17 protein-coding genes are annotated in these 14294 nt (G+C 44.4%); 7 read left to right on the top strand and 10 right to left on the bottom strand.

Annotated features, from left to right (window positions below; all coding sequences use genetic code 11):
• Positions 1-44: 44 nt before the first annotated feature.
• A complete protein-coding gene (locus GLW00_RS13285) occupies positions 45-455 on the bottom strand; it encodes an RDD family protein (RefSeq protein WP_335808479.1) in 411 nt (136 codons plus the stop codon).
• A gap of 178 nt (positions 456-633) precedes the next feature.
• Entirely contained in the window at positions 634-1119 is a 486-nt protein-coding gene (locus GLW00_RS13280) for a DinB family protein (RefSeq protein ID WP_160914819.1), read from the bottom strand.
• A 108-nt stretch (positions 1120-1227) separates the two neighbouring features.
• On the opposite strand from GLW00_RS13280, the gene GLW00_RS13275 reads away from it, so the two are divergent.
• Positions 1228-1413, top strand: a complete 186-nt coding sequence (locus tag GLW00_RS13275) for a hypothetical protein (protein WP_160914817.1) — start codon at positions 1228-1230, stop codon at positions 1411-1413.
• Positions 1414-1644: 231 nt separating this feature from the next.
• Here GLW00_RS13275 and GLW00_RS13270 read toward each other — a convergent pair whose 3' ends face one another.
• From GLW00_RS13270 to GLW00_RS13245, 6 genes are all read right to left on the bottom strand, one after another.
• Positions 1645-1986, bottom strand: a complete 342-nt coding sequence (locus GLW00_RS13270) for a DUF1048 domain-containing protein (protein WP_160914815.1) — start codon at positions 1984-1986, stop codon at positions 1645-1647.
• A 1-nt stretch (position 1987) separates the two neighbouring features.
• The gene (locus tag GLW00_RS13265; protein ID WP_160914813.1) at positions 1988-2323 is read right to left on the bottom strand and encodes a PadR family transcriptional regulator; all 336 of its coding nucleotides are present in this window, start codon (positions 2321-2323) and stop codon (positions 1988-1990) included.
• A gap of 228 nt (positions 2324-2551) precedes the next feature.
• Entirely contained in the window at positions 2552-3622 is a 1071-nt protein-coding gene (locus GLW00_RS13260; protein ID WP_160914812.1) for an NAD(P)H-dependent flavin oxidoreductase, read from the bottom strand.
• A 104-nt stretch (positions 3623-3726) separates the two neighbouring features.
• Positions 3727-4269: a cysteine hydrolase family protein gene (locus GLW00_RS13255; protein WP_160914810.1), complete on the bottom strand. Its 543-nt coding sequence runs from the start codon at positions 4267-4269 to the stop codon at positions 3727-3729.
• A 146-nt stretch (positions 4270-4415) separates the two neighbouring features.
• Positions 4416-5891: a UDP-N-acetylmuramoyl-L-alanyl-D-glutamate--2,6-diaminopimelate ligase gene (locus GLW00_RS13250; protein ID WP_160914808.1), complete on the bottom strand. Its 1476-nt coding sequence runs from the start codon at positions 5889-5891 to the stop codon at positions 4416-4418.
• A 296-nt stretch (positions 5892-6187) separates the two neighbouring features.
• Complete coding sequence (locus GLW00_RS13245; protein WP_160914806.1) at positions 6188-6628, bottom strand: hypothetical protein; 441 nt, start codon at positions 6626-6628, stop codon at positions 6188-6190.
• Positions 6629-6736: 108 nt separating this feature from the next.
• On the opposite strand from GLW00_RS13245, the gene GLW00_RS13240 reads away from it, so the two are divergent.
• Complete coding sequence (locus tag GLW00_RS13240) at positions 6737-7186, top strand: ASCH domain-containing protein (protein ID WP_160914804.1); 450 nt, start codon at positions 6737-6739, stop codon at positions 7184-7186.
• On the opposite strand, the gene GLW00_RS13235 is transcribed toward GLW00_RS13240, so the two are convergent.
• Positions 7168-7362, bottom strand: coding sequence for a hypothetical protein (locus GLW00_RS13235; RefSeq protein WP_160914803.1), 195 nt, complete (start codon positions 7360-7362; stop codon positions 7168-7170). The genes GLW00_RS13240 and GLW00_RS13235 overlap by 19 nt on opposite strands.
• Before the next feature lie 216 nt (positions 7363-7578).
• Between GLW00_RS13235 and sppA the strand changes: the two genes are divergently transcribed.
• Complete coding sequence (gene sppA, locus GLW00_RS13230) at positions 7579-8577, top strand: signal peptide peptidase SppA (RefSeq protein WP_160914801.1); 999 nt, start codon at positions 7579-7581, stop codon at positions 8575-8577.
• Between the two features lie 12 nt (positions 8578-8589).
• Positions 8590-9132 (top strand): RDD family protein, encoded by a 543-nt coding sequence (locus GLW00_RS13225; RefSeq protein WP_160914799.1) that lies wholly within the window; start codon positions 8590-8592, stop codon positions 9130-9132.
• 253 nt (positions 9133-9385) lie between these two features.
• Here the strand turns inward: GLW00_RS13225 and GLW00_RS13220 are convergent, their stop codons facing one another.
• Positions 9386-10543, bottom strand: a complete 1158-nt coding sequence (locus GLW00_RS13220) for a PstS family phosphate ABC transporter substrate-binding protein (protein WP_160914797.1) — start codon at positions 10541-10543, stop codon at positions 9386-9388.
• A gap of 143 nt (positions 10544-10686) precedes the next feature.
• Between GLW00_RS13220 and GLW00_RS13215 the strand changes: the two genes are divergently transcribed.
• Genes GLW00_RS13215 through GLW00_RS13205 form a run of 3 tightly spaced genes read left to right on the top strand, consistent with a single transcriptional unit; the run spans position 10687 to position 14279 of the window.
• The gene (locus GLW00_RS13215) at positions 10687-12066 is read left to right on the top strand and encodes a spore germination protein (RefSeq protein WP_160914795.1); all 1380 of its coding nucleotides are present in this window, start codon (positions 10687-10689) and stop codon (positions 12064-12066) included.
• A complete protein-coding gene (locus tag GLW00_RS13210) occupies positions 12059-13153 on the top strand; it encodes a GerAB/ArcD/ProY family transporter (protein ID WP_160914793.1) in 1095 nt (364 codons plus the stop codon). Before GLW00_RS13215 ends, GLW00_RS13210 begins: the two co-directional genes overlap by 8 nt.
• Complete coding sequence (locus tag GLW00_RS13205; RefSeq protein ID WP_160914791.1) at positions 13143-14279, top strand: Ger(x)C family spore germination protein; 1137 nt, start codon at positions 13143-13145, stop codon at positions 14277-14279. The genes GLW00_RS13210 and GLW00_RS13205 overlap by 11 nt, the downstream gene beginning before the upstream one ends.
• The last annotated feature ends 15 nt before the right edge of the window (positions 14280-14294 follow it).

Raw genomic sequence — 14294 nt, 5'->3', positions numbered from 1 at the left:
ATTGGGAGGTATATGTAAAGTCGATGGAAGAATCCATCGACTTCTCAAGGTATATTTTTGACATAGGTTTGGGCAAGCAGGTCGTGAATGGCCCGTTTGTCCTTACGAATGACGATCATACATGCACTTACGACAGAAGCTATACCAAATGTGATGACACCCAGAAGAAATTTTCCAATGACTTCTCTAATAAACATTTGAAATAAGTTTACAGGCTGATCGCCCTCTTTTCTAATTTGGATCGTTAATATTCGTTTACCCACGACGTATCCGTTCCACAGCACGGGAAGGATCGTCAGGTAAGCGACATAAATGACTTGCCATAACCATCCCTCGGTCACATTATTGGACCATTCTCCCTGGTATAAGGACCACAAAAGATTCATTGGGACGGTTATGATGAGTCCATCCAGAAGCAAGGCAAAAAATCGACTCCAAAATCCAGCTCGTTCCACCAATTGTCCTCCTTTCCATCAGGGAGTATCCTGATTATTTCTATGATGAAATAACCAACGAGAAAATAGAAAACAAAGGACAAGTCAAAAGCTTTTTCAGAAAACAAAGAAACGATGAATACTCCCAGGACGACACCATTACCTGTCCGTGTTATGTTCTCGAGTGCCTTATGTACCATCAGAACAAGTTTTCAACACCTTGAGCCCTTTTCAGCGCAGATATGGTCCCTTGGTGGAGGCCTTCGTGCCAGATTGTGAAATTCAACACTTCATCCAACGTTCGAAAAACAATGCCGCCGCCAAGGTCAAACGGCTTTTCCCCGACTTCAGATAAACGCCCTTTGTACGTATGGATCAAGCGTTCGGTTTGAGTCTCCAGTTCTTTTCTAAGTTCTGATAAACGCGGGACCTCTTCCGGCCATTCGCCTGGTGACGTTCCACCATTGAATAGATGCATATATCCTTCAGGCAGAACCACTTCTTCCCCTGTAAACCTGGCTAATAAATTTTCCTGGGATACGAAGATATGGCCGAAATTCCAGCGGATATTATTTACAAAGCCGAAAGGTTGAGCATCTGCTATTTCCTCTGTCGTGGCATCAAGTGCTGCAAGACTCCTTTTTCTAACAAAACGCATTTGTTGAAACAAGCTTTCTTCTTTCATCCTCCCACCACCCTCATATATTCTGAAATATCAATCATCTTCACTATAGCATGAACCACTATGATTATATATGTTAATCTAGTAGTGAAAAGAAAGGGAGGAAATCCTATGAATCAAGAGATGAAAACAGGGATTGCACTGATCGGCAGTTTCCTTATACTCATGGTCGGCTTGTTCCGATTATTCACCGCAGACCTTCAAGACATACCACTTTTTGTGGCTTACATACTTACCATTTCCGGCCTGGTCGGGATCATTACGAATGGATGGAAATGGAAAAAGCGGGAGAAGTAATCTCTCCCGCTTTTTCAAGTTGTGCTTTCATGGATCTCTGAATGTCCTTTCATCAAACAGCTTTGAAGATTAATAGAAAGGACACCCGATTCGTGTGCACAACCAATACTCTGTATCACTTACTACCAGAGTGTAAAAAAACTGAAGGTTGCCTCTCATCTCATTTTCAGCACTTCAGTCGGAATGGTTGATATGTTCAGGACACTCTTTTATTAACCCTTTGAAATTTCATCATCCGCTACGCCCAATTTTATCGTTCAACTTTTTGCGGTACTGATCTTGCCAGGATTTCTCGTCTTTCATTAGATCATCACAGAAAGCCGCTACGTCATCACCAGTAAGGTCAGTAACTTTTTTATTTTCGGCAGATCCATATTCGAACAGGTCGAGAATGCCGTCAAAAATACGCTTCGTATCCTTCCAGTCAGTAGGACCTCCAGTGGTCCACATATACTTTTGAATAGCTTTATAGGCGCTTTGGTATTCACCAGGAAGCGCTTTCGCACGCGCTTCCATCGCTCTCCATTCCCTTTTATCATCCATACTCCCGATCATTTTTTCAAAAATGCTCATCTTATCTCTCCTTTTCCTTTGTATTTTTCAGCTCGTTAATCTTACTTGATACGAATTCCCATTTCCCCCAAAAGGTATGAAGATGCTCTTCTCCCGCTGCGTTGAGTGTATAAAATTTTCTTGGCGGGCCCATAGATGATGGCTTTTTCTCAATATCTACGAGATTGTTTTTCTCAAGCCGCATCGTAATTGTATAAACGGTGCCTTCCACCACATCGGTGAATCCGAGTTCCCGTAACTGCTGCGTAATTTCATAGCCGTACGTTTCGCCACGACTGATGATCTCCAGTACACACCCTTCCAGCACCCCTTTCATCATTTCTCTGAAATTTCCCATCTTTTCCTCCATTTGTATTCATATATTCTGAAGCATTTTGACCACTAAGGTTAAAGCAACACCAATACTAAGTAACACTTACTACCACTATATAGTAATACTCATTAGTTAAATCGTCAAGTACTAACTTCCCTATTAACCGCCCAAGAGCAAGCTTTGACGGGTACTGCCCCTCCCATTTACCAAATATAAAAGGAGGGGGACTCTCAATTTCTCATTCTTTCTTTCTCATACCTTTCCTGCATTCTTTTCTATATCGGTGACAATTGCCTCTACAATGGAGGCAGCAGGCCGGTTTGTACTCAGACGAGGACTCTGACCTGACCAAAGCGACATATACTCAGGACGGTTTTGGATCGTAGCCTGCTTACGAATTTCCTTGGTCAATATATTCTGTAGAGGGTAGGCTAAAAGATTCCGGCCTCCTCCTTTTTCCATTTGATTTATAAACGAATTACGAATGCCTCTTGCGGGTTTACCGCTGAAGACCGAAGTGATAACCGTATTCGTCTCTGTGCTGTTCAAGATCGCCTTTTTATGCTGGGGTTTCGCACCACTTTCCTGACAAGTGACAAAGGCCGTTCCAAGTTGTGCGCCTTGTGCGCCTAAGGCGAGAGCGGCCCTTACGCCCCGGCCATCCATGATTCCACCGGCCGCGATAACCGGGATCTTCACATGATCAACCACCTGAGGAACTAGTGACATCGTTCCAATCAGGGCTTGTTCATAAACTCCAGTGAAAGTTCCTCTGTGCCCGCCTGCTTCACTCCCCTGTGCAACAACCACATCCACCCCTTGCTCTTCATTGATTATCGCTTCTTCGACCGTGGTCGCCGTTCCGACTACAACCGCCCCCTCTTTATGCAGATCTTTGATCACTTCCCGAGAAGGCACACCGAACGTGAAACTGATAACAGGTACTCGTTCAGCCACCAGCCCTTCAATTTGTTTTTCATAAAGAGAAACGTCATGCTCAAGCGTCACATTTTCCTTGATTTTCAGCTCGGAACGAAATGGTAACAACCACTTGTCCGCCTCCACTATTTCTTGCTCTGTCGCTTGAGGATGCTCTGGAACAAAGACATTTACACCGAACGTCCGACTAGTAAGCTTCTTGATTTCCTTAATTCTATGTACCATTTCTTCAGCAGTCAGATAACCTGCACCCAGATTCCCTAATCCACCGGCATTAGTAACTGCTGAAACTAGTCTTGGTGTCGTCACTCCACCAGCCATGCCGGCCTGAAAGATCGGATAGTCCACATTCAACTGATCAATGATCGGATTTCCCTTCCACATAAGCACAACCCCTTCCAAAATAATCAGTAAATCTTACATACCCACACCGTCTCCTCATGAAATAATAAAAAGGTCATCGTCAATGAACGGTGACCTTTTCATGTTTAATTGACTCTCTCCCATTCAAGTTCATGGGAAGATTTCAAGTCGATCGCTGCTGTTTCACTCCAAAAGTTTACTAACGTATATTGAGTGTGGTCGATAATCTGAGAGGCGGACAAGTACTCGTTAGAACATGTGGTATGCGCATCTGATACCAGTGTAACGTGATATCCACGATCAAAAGCACCGCGGGACGTAGAGTCCACACAGTAGTCTGTCTGTGCCCCACAAATAAACAAATGGTCCGCTCCAACATTATCCAGCGTCCTCTTAAGAGATGTATTCACAAAAGCGTTCGGAACCGTTTTGAAAATCACGGCATCCTGCTCCAGAGGCTTCTCCAGGTCCGGATGAAGTTGCCAGCCCTCTGCGCCACGTTTCATCGGACCTTCCGGGTATTCATGCTGCACGTAAATCACTGGAATCTGCTTTTCTCTCGCCCGATGAATGGCCCGATTCATATTGTTGATTTTCTCTTCACACTGATAGGTGTTTTCCATGACTGCGTTTTGCACATCAATGACGATTAATACTTCTTTCCCCATTCACTCACATCCTTTTTTTGTTTTCACTTGTACCTTTCTCTACATGCGCCCAAAGTTCCTTCATAAGATGAAAGGGTTGGTCCAGAGTTACCATTCTTCCAGCTGAGATTTTCAATGGATAAAAAAAGAACCTGCTAAAAGCAGGTTCACGCCATCATGTCTTTTTTTGCTGATTTCGACTTACGTTTCATATCCTCTACCATTTCTTTGTCCGACTTCACTGGATAATGGTAATCCTGCTGGTAGTTCTCATGGCCTTTCCCAGTGATGACCACCCAATCTTCCGCTCCGCTGTTCATGATAGCCTCTTCAATCGCGAGCGTCCGATCGGGAATAATCCTGCCCTTCGAATCGCCATATTCTTTCTGCAGGTCTTCAAGCGTGGATACCATTTCCTCATAGCCCGCTGTATTCAGATCATCAAGCGTGAGGATGTAATGGTCTGATCGTATGGAGGAAGCACCGATCATTTCTCCCCTTTTTGACACATCCCTGTCCCCACGAAAACCGAATACATGCGTCAGGGAAGCAGCTCCCTGCTGCCTTGCTGTATCCAGGACATGTTCAATGCTGTCTGCCGTATGGGCATAATCAATGACGACGGTTGGGCCGTTTTCAAATTCATAAAGTTCAAATCGACCGCGGATCCCAGGTAAAGATTGCAGCGCGTTCTCCATGTCAGAAAATGAGAAACCGATCTGAAGACCGACTCCGTAGGCCTCCAAGGTATTATAGACATTATGTGTACCCTGGAGCGGGGACCTTACATTTCGTTCTTCTCCGTTATATTGAATGCAGGCGCTGAAATCATCGGTATTAATCTCCTGCACAATAATCTCACTTTCCAGATGGTGACCCACTCTGCACAAGGATCTGCCCTCTTGCTCCAAAAGGTTCGCGAGCTTTTCCCCCCAGGCATCATCCGTATTAATGATCGATTTTCCTCCAGGTTTCAACATATGGAAAAGCTTTGATTTGGCCTCAAAATAAGAATCCATCGAGTCATGGTAATCCAAATGATCTTTGTATAAGTTGGTGAATACGGCGAAATCGAACGTGACTCCTTCCAGACGGTACTGAGCAAGTCCATGAGACGAAACTTCCATCACGACGACATCATCCTTGCTTTCAGCGAGAAGCTTTTGCAGCAATGGAGCGCTTGGTGTCGTCTGAATTCCCGGAACAACTTTGTCATTGACCACATAATCGATGGTTCCGAACATCCCGCATGTATAGCCATTCTTTTCGCAAAGGTGCTTAATCATATGAGAGGTTGTCGTTTTTCCGTTCGTACCTGTAACACCGATCACGATTTTATCCTCAGAAGGATACCCATAAAAAGCAGAGGCAATCTGTCCCAGCGCTTTCCTGCCGTTATCGGTCTCAAGACAAACCACTCCGTCGTGCTCCACTTTTTCTTCACTGACCACGACAGAAGCACCTTTTTCAACCGCTTCTTCAATAAAATCATGACCGTCGACCTGGTAACCTCGGACGGCTACAAAGACATACCCTTCCTTAACGTTCCGTGAGTCATCAGTGACACCGGTAATGAGCGAATGAGCATCTATTTTCTTTTTCGTATTTTGATTGAGTAATTGCATGATCTGTTCAACGTTCATCGTCGGTATCTCCTTTGATGTGTGTTACGTGTTGCATGCCCTATTCTAATGGAAAATACACCGCTGCAGGCGGATTTTCGAAGAGATGTAAATGAATCTTAATATTCCCGTCAATAATATGGAAATCAACTGTTAGTGCGACCGAGAGAACCATCTCCCTAGAAAGTTCTCCACCTTTATAACCGGTCTCGCCACCACGGAGATATTCCCGCCTGTCAGCCATAAGGACACAAACTCAGCCACATCGATGTAATTCCCGCTGAGATGAGCCACTTCTTCATAGACCATATATTCTTTTACGCTCTTTGCTTTTCTTTATTCATTTTCTGATCATAAACCGTTCTGTAGTATTTTCTCTCCTCTACTCTGATCTGATGACGCTCGGCAAAACATTTGAGTTCGGCCAGCACTTCTACCGAGTTAAAATTCATCACACGAATTGGAAGTCCCCTCTTCCTTTTGATCGTTCCGGCGGGCTTTCCCCAGCCGGCATCCTTGAAAACAATCTTATGTATATCCTCGGGGTGCAGTTTACTCCCCAAAACCCTGAGGTGAAAGAAACAGACGTGGTATTGTATCGTTTGATCCACCTTTAATTGATAAGAGCCTCCAAAGATAAGCAGCACCACTGCAAAAGATACAAGTGTGAGAATAGTGAGATCCTGTTCACGAAGGTCTGTTATGTAAATGGGGGCAAATGCGGGTAAGACCCACCGTGGCGGTCTTGCAGTATACATCCAACTCCTCCCTCCTGAAAATGGAAAAAGTGCATGGAATTCATTATAACATCCCATAATGAAAGTAAACGATAAGTCTATCCCTATTTGGAAAAGGAGTGTTCACACATGAACGAACAGGCAAAAGAGTACTGGGAGCGATATTGGAAAGGACAGGAAAAACCTGAACACGTCAAGGCTTGGTCATTCGGAACTGCCCCTGACCGTATGGCAAGACTGGTGATGGATGGTGTCAAGACTGCCACATGCTCGGCACGTCAAGCGTATGAGGTTGAAAAAGAAGCACTACCTGAAGTCGGAGAATATAACATCATCCTTAATGGGGAAGATGAACCTGCCGCCATCATCAGAACGACAGAAGTGGAAGTGGTTCCCTTTAATGAAGTGACCGAAGCATTTGCAAGAGCGGAAGGAGAAGGAGACCTCTCCTATGAACACTGGTTAGAGGTTCATAAGAAGTTCTTCAAAAAGGAAGCGGAAGAGCTCGGATATGAATACAGCGAAGATATGGATCTCGTTTGCGAGAGGTTCCAACTCGTTCACGTGAACCCGGATTGAAGGACGGAAACCACTTCCGTCCCTTCTCCATTGATGGTCTGCGGCTGAAGAGCCATTCGTATGGATAATCCAACAAGTCCGATTAAAAAGACAACAATGATCGTAATGATGATCACTCTTAATTTATTTTGACTCGATGTTCCATCCCTCCTCCCCTTCTCTACCCGTTCCTTCAAACATCTATGCTTAGACTTTCTCCATCAACTATTATGGGCAAGGAACGTTTTCTTTTTTAAAAAAATAAGCGTAAAAAATCAATCAAATATGAAACCTTACAAATCCTCAATCGTAGAAAAGGTGTTCAGAAACACGGAAAGGTTCATTTTGTATCCTTTGGACATATCCTTATGGTATGGTTGAATTCTGAACATCAGACAGAAAGGAGTTTACATATGAGCAAAAGAATAACAGCAAGCATCATTGCGGCTACGATCCTGATTCTCGCTCTTGTCGTCCAGCTGATCGGAACCGTCTTCACCGGGGAAGAAGCAGAGAATGAGGCGATGGGACTTTTCTCGAGCAGTGAGAATTTAGAAGAGAAAATCGTCGAACGAGGATCCGGAAGCAAACGGATTGTGGAGTTGAACCTGGAAGGCGCCATCATCGACAACCCGAGTACGAACCCGAATCCATTCGGTGGCGGTGGATATCAGCATGATCGCTTCATGAAAAAGTTAGAAGCGATCAAAGAAGACAACTCTATTAAAGGGATTCACCTGTATGTCAATTCACCAGGTGGCGGCGTGTATGAAAGTGCTGAAATCCATGACAAACTGCTTGAAATAAAAGAAGCAGATAAGAAGATTTACGTGTCCATGGGGAACATGGCCGCTTCCGGCGGGTATTATGTTTCAGCTCCAGCTGACCGTATTTTTGCGAGTAATGATACGTTCACAGGTTCTCTAGGAGTCATCATGGAAAGCATCAACTATCAGGAACTCGCCAATGAATATGGTGTGAAATTCAATACCATCAAGAGCGGTGAATTCAAGGATATCATGAGCCCGACAAAGGAAATGACCGAAGCGGACAGAGAGATTCTCCAAACGCTCGTCGATGAATCCTATCAGCAGTTCGTGGATGTCATAGTGGAAGGTCGGGATATGCCGGAAAGCCGAGTGAAAGAATTGGCCGATGGACGCATCTACTCAGGGAAACAGGCCGTTGAGAACGGACTGGTGGACGACATCGGATTCCGTGAAGACACGTTAAAGGCATTGAAAAAAGAAATTGGCGGCGACCCGCAGGTGTTCCAGTACAAAAACACCATGGGATCTTTCTTCAACCTGCCGCTTGCTGAAAGCTTGATGCCGAATAGTGAAATCCGCTACATCGAAGACTTGATGAGCAAGCGCCAGGGACCACGCATGATGTATATGTACACAGATTAAGGAGGGAACGGTATGGATTACACCAATCATAACGAGAATGATGGACAGCTATCGTCGTTGGTCCATCATCAGAAAAACGACCTCCAAAAACTGCTGTACGCAGGATTCGGTTCCAGATTCCTTGCCTACATCATCGACTTGATTGTCATTTGGAGCGTCAATAGCATTGTGACCCGGCCTTTGCTGCGGCTCTTGAACCTCGAAGACGCCGAGCTATGGGTACCTATGTTCAGCGCAGCGAATATTACGACATCGATCATCTTTTTTGCTTATTTCATACTGATGACGAAGTTTTTCCGTGCGACGTTAGGAAAAATGATACTGGGATTATCTGTCGTTTCTTTAAAAGGAGAATCGTTATCGAATGGTCAGATCATTTTCCGCGAATGCATCGGCCGTTACATCAGCATGGCGATTCTCGGCATCCCCTATTTAGTCGTCGCCTTCACGAAGCGACACCAAGGGATCCATGATCTTTTTGCGGATACATCTGTCATCAAGAATAAGTTCAGTAAGCTGAACGATACGATCGAACAACGACCACAAACGGTATAACAAGGAACGCCTGCTTCCCATTTGGAAGCAGGCGTTTTTTTATAGGCCTTAACGATAAGGATCCTGTTTGCCCGTACCGTTCTTTTCCCCTTTTTCACGGCGTAGTGCATTCAGGTCTTTTTTACTCTTGTTTTTCGCTTTTTTACCCATGTGCAAAGACCTCCCTTCTCCTCTATTTTGTGATGTTGTGTGAAAATCCATGTAATGAAATAACACCCACATCATAAAAGGGCTGAATCAAGTAGTCCAGCTCTTAAGGGAGATCGGTTTCTTTCACAGGGACATAACCCGTATCTTCAATCAGCTGCTGACCCTGACTCGACAAGATCCACTCGATGAAAGGTTCAACGTGAGGATTTTTTGTTCCATTCGTAATCGCATAAAAGTTTCCGGTCAAAGGATAGTCACCCCTTTTGATATGAGGGACACTCGGATCGATGCCATTGATGTTCAACAGCTTGATGTGATGTCCTTCGACCATCTTTGTCGCGAAAAATCGATAGCTGTAGCCAATACTGTTCCGGTGGTTCCGGTAATCAGACGCTTTTTCAATCACCCCGCCCATCCCGTTGACTCGCTGGTCCTTAGGTGGGTCCATGATCGGATTCTTCCCCATCATGTTCTCCAATCCAGTTTGACTGCCGCTTCCTTCCGGCCGTTGAAATGCGATGATTTTTTGATTTCTTCCCCCAACATCTTCCCAGTTGGTAATTTCACCAGCATAGATTCCTCTCAATTGTTTCAATGTTAAGGAGTCGACGGGGTTGTCGTTATGTACAAAAAACACGAAGGCTTCTTTCCCTATCGCTGTTTTCTCCATTTGCTTCAAGGCCTCCTGCTGCTCGTCGGATGGTCCGGCTGTAAAAATGATGTCCACTTGAAACTTTGATAACCGTTGAAATGCTCCATTCGTTTTTGATACAGTGACCGGACTCTCACTACGATCCTCATAAGAATAGGTCCTTTCCGGATAAACGGCTTCTGCGAACGCAGCATAAACAGGGTATAAGGCAGTCGCTCCATCTAATTCAGGAAGATTTTCCTCCAGTTGAAGAGCAGCAGGCTCATCCAGAAGAGCAAGTTCCGATCCTTGCTTGTACGGTTGATAAGTAGACAGATCGCCCTCAGCGTTGGCAATTTCAATGCTTCTTATGTACCAGTCATAACTCCCATAAAGAAGAGAAGGAACAATGAATATCAAAACCATTATGGCCCACGTCCACTTCTGCTTGACCCTCTTATGTATGTTCAGGATGAAATAGTTGCCTGCAATAAAGAAAGCCATGCACAGGAAACCGACATACATGTATTCATTTCCCGAAGAAAGAATTCGCGCAAGACCATAAACAAACCATCCAAGCAATCCAAACAATATCGTAAAAATCCAAGCCACCATTTTTCTTCGCTTCATACCGATGCTCCCTTCCTTTTTGTATAGATTAGCTTAACACACCATTTAGTGTAAATATACACTAAATGAAAAATATTGCGCTCGTTTAAATAAAAAACAACTGTACATACTAAAGAGAAACGACAGGGATTCGAGGTGAGTATATGGATCAATCATTGAACATCGAACAAATCCTTCGTGAAAAGCAGAAAAACCATCACGTGACCATCAAGAAACTAGAGTTGGAGGAACACCCCGTCCACGTCATTTACATACCTGCCATCACGGATGTTAAACAAATCCAGGATGCGATCCTCCTACCACTTCAAGAGTGGAATCACAAAGAAAGCCCCCTCCCCCATGCTTTTTCCGCAGAACCTTTACTGCTGCTAGAGAAAAAAAACGATGTCGATCAATATCTGCTTGATGGTTTCACCCTGCTGATCGAACAACAAACCATTTATGCGATCGACACGGCACAATTTGCGTACCGTTCCATCCAGGAACCCGTTGCTGAAATGACTCTGCGTGGATCCCGAGACGGATTTATCGAATCACTTGAGCAAAACGTGGCTCTTTTGCGTGTACATCTGCGCTCGACAGACTTGAAATTTGAAGAATTCACCGTCGGTACCCGGTCCTTCACCAATGTATCCATGGCCTATGTGGATCGTACAGTCAATGAAGAACTGTTGAAGGACGTCCGAGCAAGGATTCATGCCATCGAGGAGGATTACATCCCTGATGGTGGAGTGATGGAACAGTTACTTGAAAAGAACAACTATTCACTGTTTCCGGAAATTCAGGAAACCGAAAGACCGACGAAAGTAGCTAGCGCCCTTGTAGAAGGAAGAGTAGCGATTTTTGTAGAAGGTTCTCCTTCCGTGCTGCTAGCTCCAACAACCTTAAACAGTCTATTTCAACAGGCTGATGATTACAATTTTAAATGGATTCCAGCTTCTCTCATCAGGTTGATGCGATTTATGGCGGCTTTTTTTTCTGTCATGCTTCCTTCAATTTATATATCCTTGATCTCCTACCATCATGGTTTAATCCCTACGGACCTTGCCATCTCGATTGCTAAGACGCGTGAAGGTGTGCCGATCCCGTCGTTCATGGAAGCGTTGATCATGCAACTCACCATCGAAACATTGAGAGAAGCCGGCATCCGACTACCAAAACCAATCGGACCTGCCGTCAGTATTGTCGGTGCGATTGTATTAGGAGAAGCAGCTGTAACCGCAGGAATAGTGAGCCCTTTGATGGTTATTGTCGTATCCTTCGCAGCCATCTGTTCGTTCACCATCGCTGATTACGCATTAAGTCTTGCGCTTAGAACCATCAGTTTCGTCATGTTGTTTGCTGCCGCGTTCCTAGGAATATATGGATTGATTTTAGCCGTGTTCATCGTCAGCATTCACCTTATACATCTGCAAAGCTTCTCCGTGCCCTATATGGAACCATTCACACCTTTCTATGTGAAACGTTGGAAAGATTCCTTAATCCGATTCAAGTTAAAAAAAGGAGGCGGACGCATTGAGTGATTTGAAACAACTGACCATGCTTCAGATGGTCGTCGTATTCATATCTTCCATGATCGGCATCGGCATCATCCTCATGCCTCGGGACCTTGCCAATACTGTAAATTCTCAGGACTTGTGGATGAGTATTATTTTTGGCGCTGTCGCGGTGTCTGTTGTTTCCTGTTTATATGTAGCTCTGGCTGTCCGCTATCCTGGTCTTACATTTTATGAAATGAGCACAAGAATCCTCGGGAAGTTCATGGGCTTCACTTTCAACTTTTTCTTCACTGTCTACACGCTCATCGTTGCGGCCTATATCTTAAGAGTGACCGGGGGAATCATAAAGAACTACCTGTTGGATACAACCCCTCTGTCTGTGGTCATTGGAACCTTTATTCTCGTCAGCATGTATTTGATCTATAACGGAGCGGGAGATATCGTCCGATTTTTCCAGCTCTATTTTCCGATTATGATGGTGATGTTCCTTGTTCTTTGTTTATTAAGTATCAAAAACTTCGACATCAACCATGTACGGCCCGTCCTGCAAAACAATATATGGAGCACCATCAGTGGCGTGAAGATCACGTTCTTTTCTTTTTTAGGCATGGAACTTCTATTGATCTTCGCCAAACTGATCAAGAAGAAGAAAGCCAAACATCTGCTGATGACGATGTGGACGAGTATCGGGTTGACCGCGCTCATTTATGTGGTCTTCCATATCATATCGATTGGAGTGCTTGGTGTGGAAGAGCTGAAAGAAATCACGTTCCCAACGATTGAAATGGCCAAAAGCATCGAATTTCAAGGTTTCTTTTTCGAACGTTTTGAGTTGATTTTCATATTCGGATGGTTGACGACGGCTTTCACTTCCTTCACCGCTTATATGTACGCGTTGACATTAGGATTGAAAAATATGTTTACACCCTCCCGGTGGTTTCTGCCAGTTGCTGGTGCATTGATTTTCACTTTGACCTTAATTCCTGAAGGTCTTACGGAAGTCTTCCACTACTCGCCACAGATCCAATTGATTTCGGTTGCTGCGATCGTCGTCTTACCTGGACTTCTGTTGATTGTCTCTTTGATCAGGGGGAATACGTATGCTGCGTAAAATCATTTTCCCTTGTTTGCTGATGCTCTTTGTGTTGACCGGATGCTGGGATATTCGAGAGATTGAGGATGTCGGAATCATCACGGGTATGGGCCTGGATGTCAACGAAGAAAAGGATGAACTGACGATGATCAACCAATATGTCGTTCCGGGTAAGATTCCGACACAGCAAACCATTTCTCAGCAAACGGTCCCGTATCAAAACATTTCCCAGTCCGGGAAAACTTTTTTTGAGATTATCCGTAACAACTCATTGGAAAGCAATCGACCTCCCAATTACACACACTTGAAATCGATCCTGTCCTCTACGGCCTTATTTGAAAAAGAACGCGCCGACAAAGTGATCGACCTGTTCATCCGTGACCATGAGTTCAGAAGAACAACGCCTGTCTATCTGACCCGGGACCCAGTGCCTGATATTCTGAGTACCAATCCAGCGAAGGAGTTTTTTCCGTCCATTCAAATCAAATCTCTCAGTGAAAACTCGAATAAAAATAATAAAAACCCGAAAAACTTCACAATTGGAGACATGTCACAGATGATTTCCGAAAAGAAAAGCTTTTTAATCCCGGGCATTGAATTGAATAGTGGAAAAATCAAGGCATCCGGAGCAGGAATCATCGAAGCGGAGAGTTCTAAGTATATCGGTTGGATTGATAGTGAAGATATGGAAGGAGTCCGCTATATCCAGAACACGGTGCAAGGCGGCTTCCTCTATTTAGACGAAGAAAACGTTGATGACGGACCGATTGTCCTTGAAATCAAGGGGTCGAAAACGAAGTTCAAGACCAAAGTGAACGGAGATAAACCGGAGATGACGATTCAGATCAGCACGTCGACTGTTCTGGCAGAAGACTGGGGAACAGGCAGAAATGTTTACAATAAGGGTTGGAAAAAAGGAATTGAAGAAGCTGCGAACACAGTCATCCAGAGAAAAGTGGAGCATGTGCTGAAACTCGCCCAGCAGGAATACCAAATCGATTTTCTCAATCTATCCAAATGGGTAAATATCCACGAACCGAAGTATTGGAAAGAATGGAACGAAATCTTTCCTGACATGGATTTCAAAGTTGAAATAACCACAGAAATTACAGACTTCGGCACCCAGAACTTCAACACAGAATAAAGGGAGGTTTCCCCT

Origin of the sequence: Halobacillus litoralis (genome assembly GCF_009856445.1) — a bacterium.
GTDB lineage: Bacteria > Bacillota > Bacilli > Bacillales > Halobacillaceae > Halobacillus > Halobacillus litoralis.
The sequence above is the reverse complement of the archived record's forward strand: the minus strand, read 5'-3'. Positions and strand labels throughout refer to the sequence as shown.

What these genes read in the sequence shown, in the direction of transcription:
- GLW00_RS13280 (WP_160914819.1), bottom strand. Translation starts at nt 1,119, where the DNA reads ATGAAAGAAGAAAGCTTGTTTCAACAAATGCGTTTTGTTAGAAAAAGG.
- GLW00_RS13275 (WP_160914817.1), top strand. Translation starts at nt 1,228, where the DNA reads ATGAATCAAGAGATGAAAACAGGGATTGCACTGATCGGCAGTTTCCTT.
- GLW00_RS13270 (WP_160914815.1), bottom strand. Translation starts at nt 1,986, where the DNA reads ATGAGCATTTTTGAAAAAATGATCGGGAGTATGGATGATAAAAGGGAA.
- GLW00_RS13265 (WP_160914813.1), bottom strand. Translation starts at nt 2,323, where the DNA reads ATGGGAAATTTCAGAGAAATGATGAAAGGGGTGCTGGAAGGGTGTGTA.
- GLW00_RS13260 (WP_160914812.1), bottom strand. Translation starts at nt 3,622, where the DNA reads ATGTGGAAGGGAAATCCGATCATTGATCAGTTGAATGTGGACTATCCG.
- GLW00_RS13255 (WP_160914810.1), bottom strand. Translation starts at nt 4,269, where the DNA reads ATGGGGAAAGAAGTATTAATCGTCATTGATGTGCAAAACGCAGTCATG.
- GLW00_RS13250 (WP_160914808.1), bottom strand. Translation starts at nt 5,891, where the DNA reads ATGAACGTTGAACAGATCATGCAATTACTCAATCAAAATACGAAAAAG.
- GLW00_RS13245 (WP_160914806.1), bottom strand. Translation starts at nt 6,628, where the DNA reads ATGTATACTGCAAGACCGCCACGGTGGGTCTTACCCGCATTTGCCCCC.
- GLW00_RS13240 (WP_160914804.1), top strand. Translation starts at nt 6,737, where the DNA reads ATGAACGAACAGGCAAAAGAGTACTGGGAGCGATATTGGAAAGGACAG.
- sppA (WP_160914801.1), top strand. Translation starts at nt 7,579, where the DNA reads ATGAGCAAAAGAATAACAGCAAGCATCATTGCGGCTACGATCCTGATT.
- GLW00_RS13225 (WP_160914799.1), top strand. Translation starts at nt 8,590, where the DNA reads ATGGATTACACCAATCATAACGAGAATGATGGACAGCTATCGTCGTTG.
- GLW00_RS13220 (WP_160914797.1), bottom strand. Translation starts at nt 10,543, where the DNA reads ATGAAGCGAAGAAAAATGGTGGCTTGGATTTTTACGATATTGTTTGGA.
- GLW00_RS13215 (WP_160914795.1), top strand. Translation starts at nt 10,687, where the DNA reads ATGGATCAATCATTGAACATCGAACAAATCCTTCGTGAAAAGCAGAAA.
- GLW00_RS13205 (WP_160914791.1), top strand. Translation starts at nt 13,143, where the DNA reads ATGCTGCGTAAAATCATTTTCCCTTGTTTGCTGATGCTCTTTGTGTTG.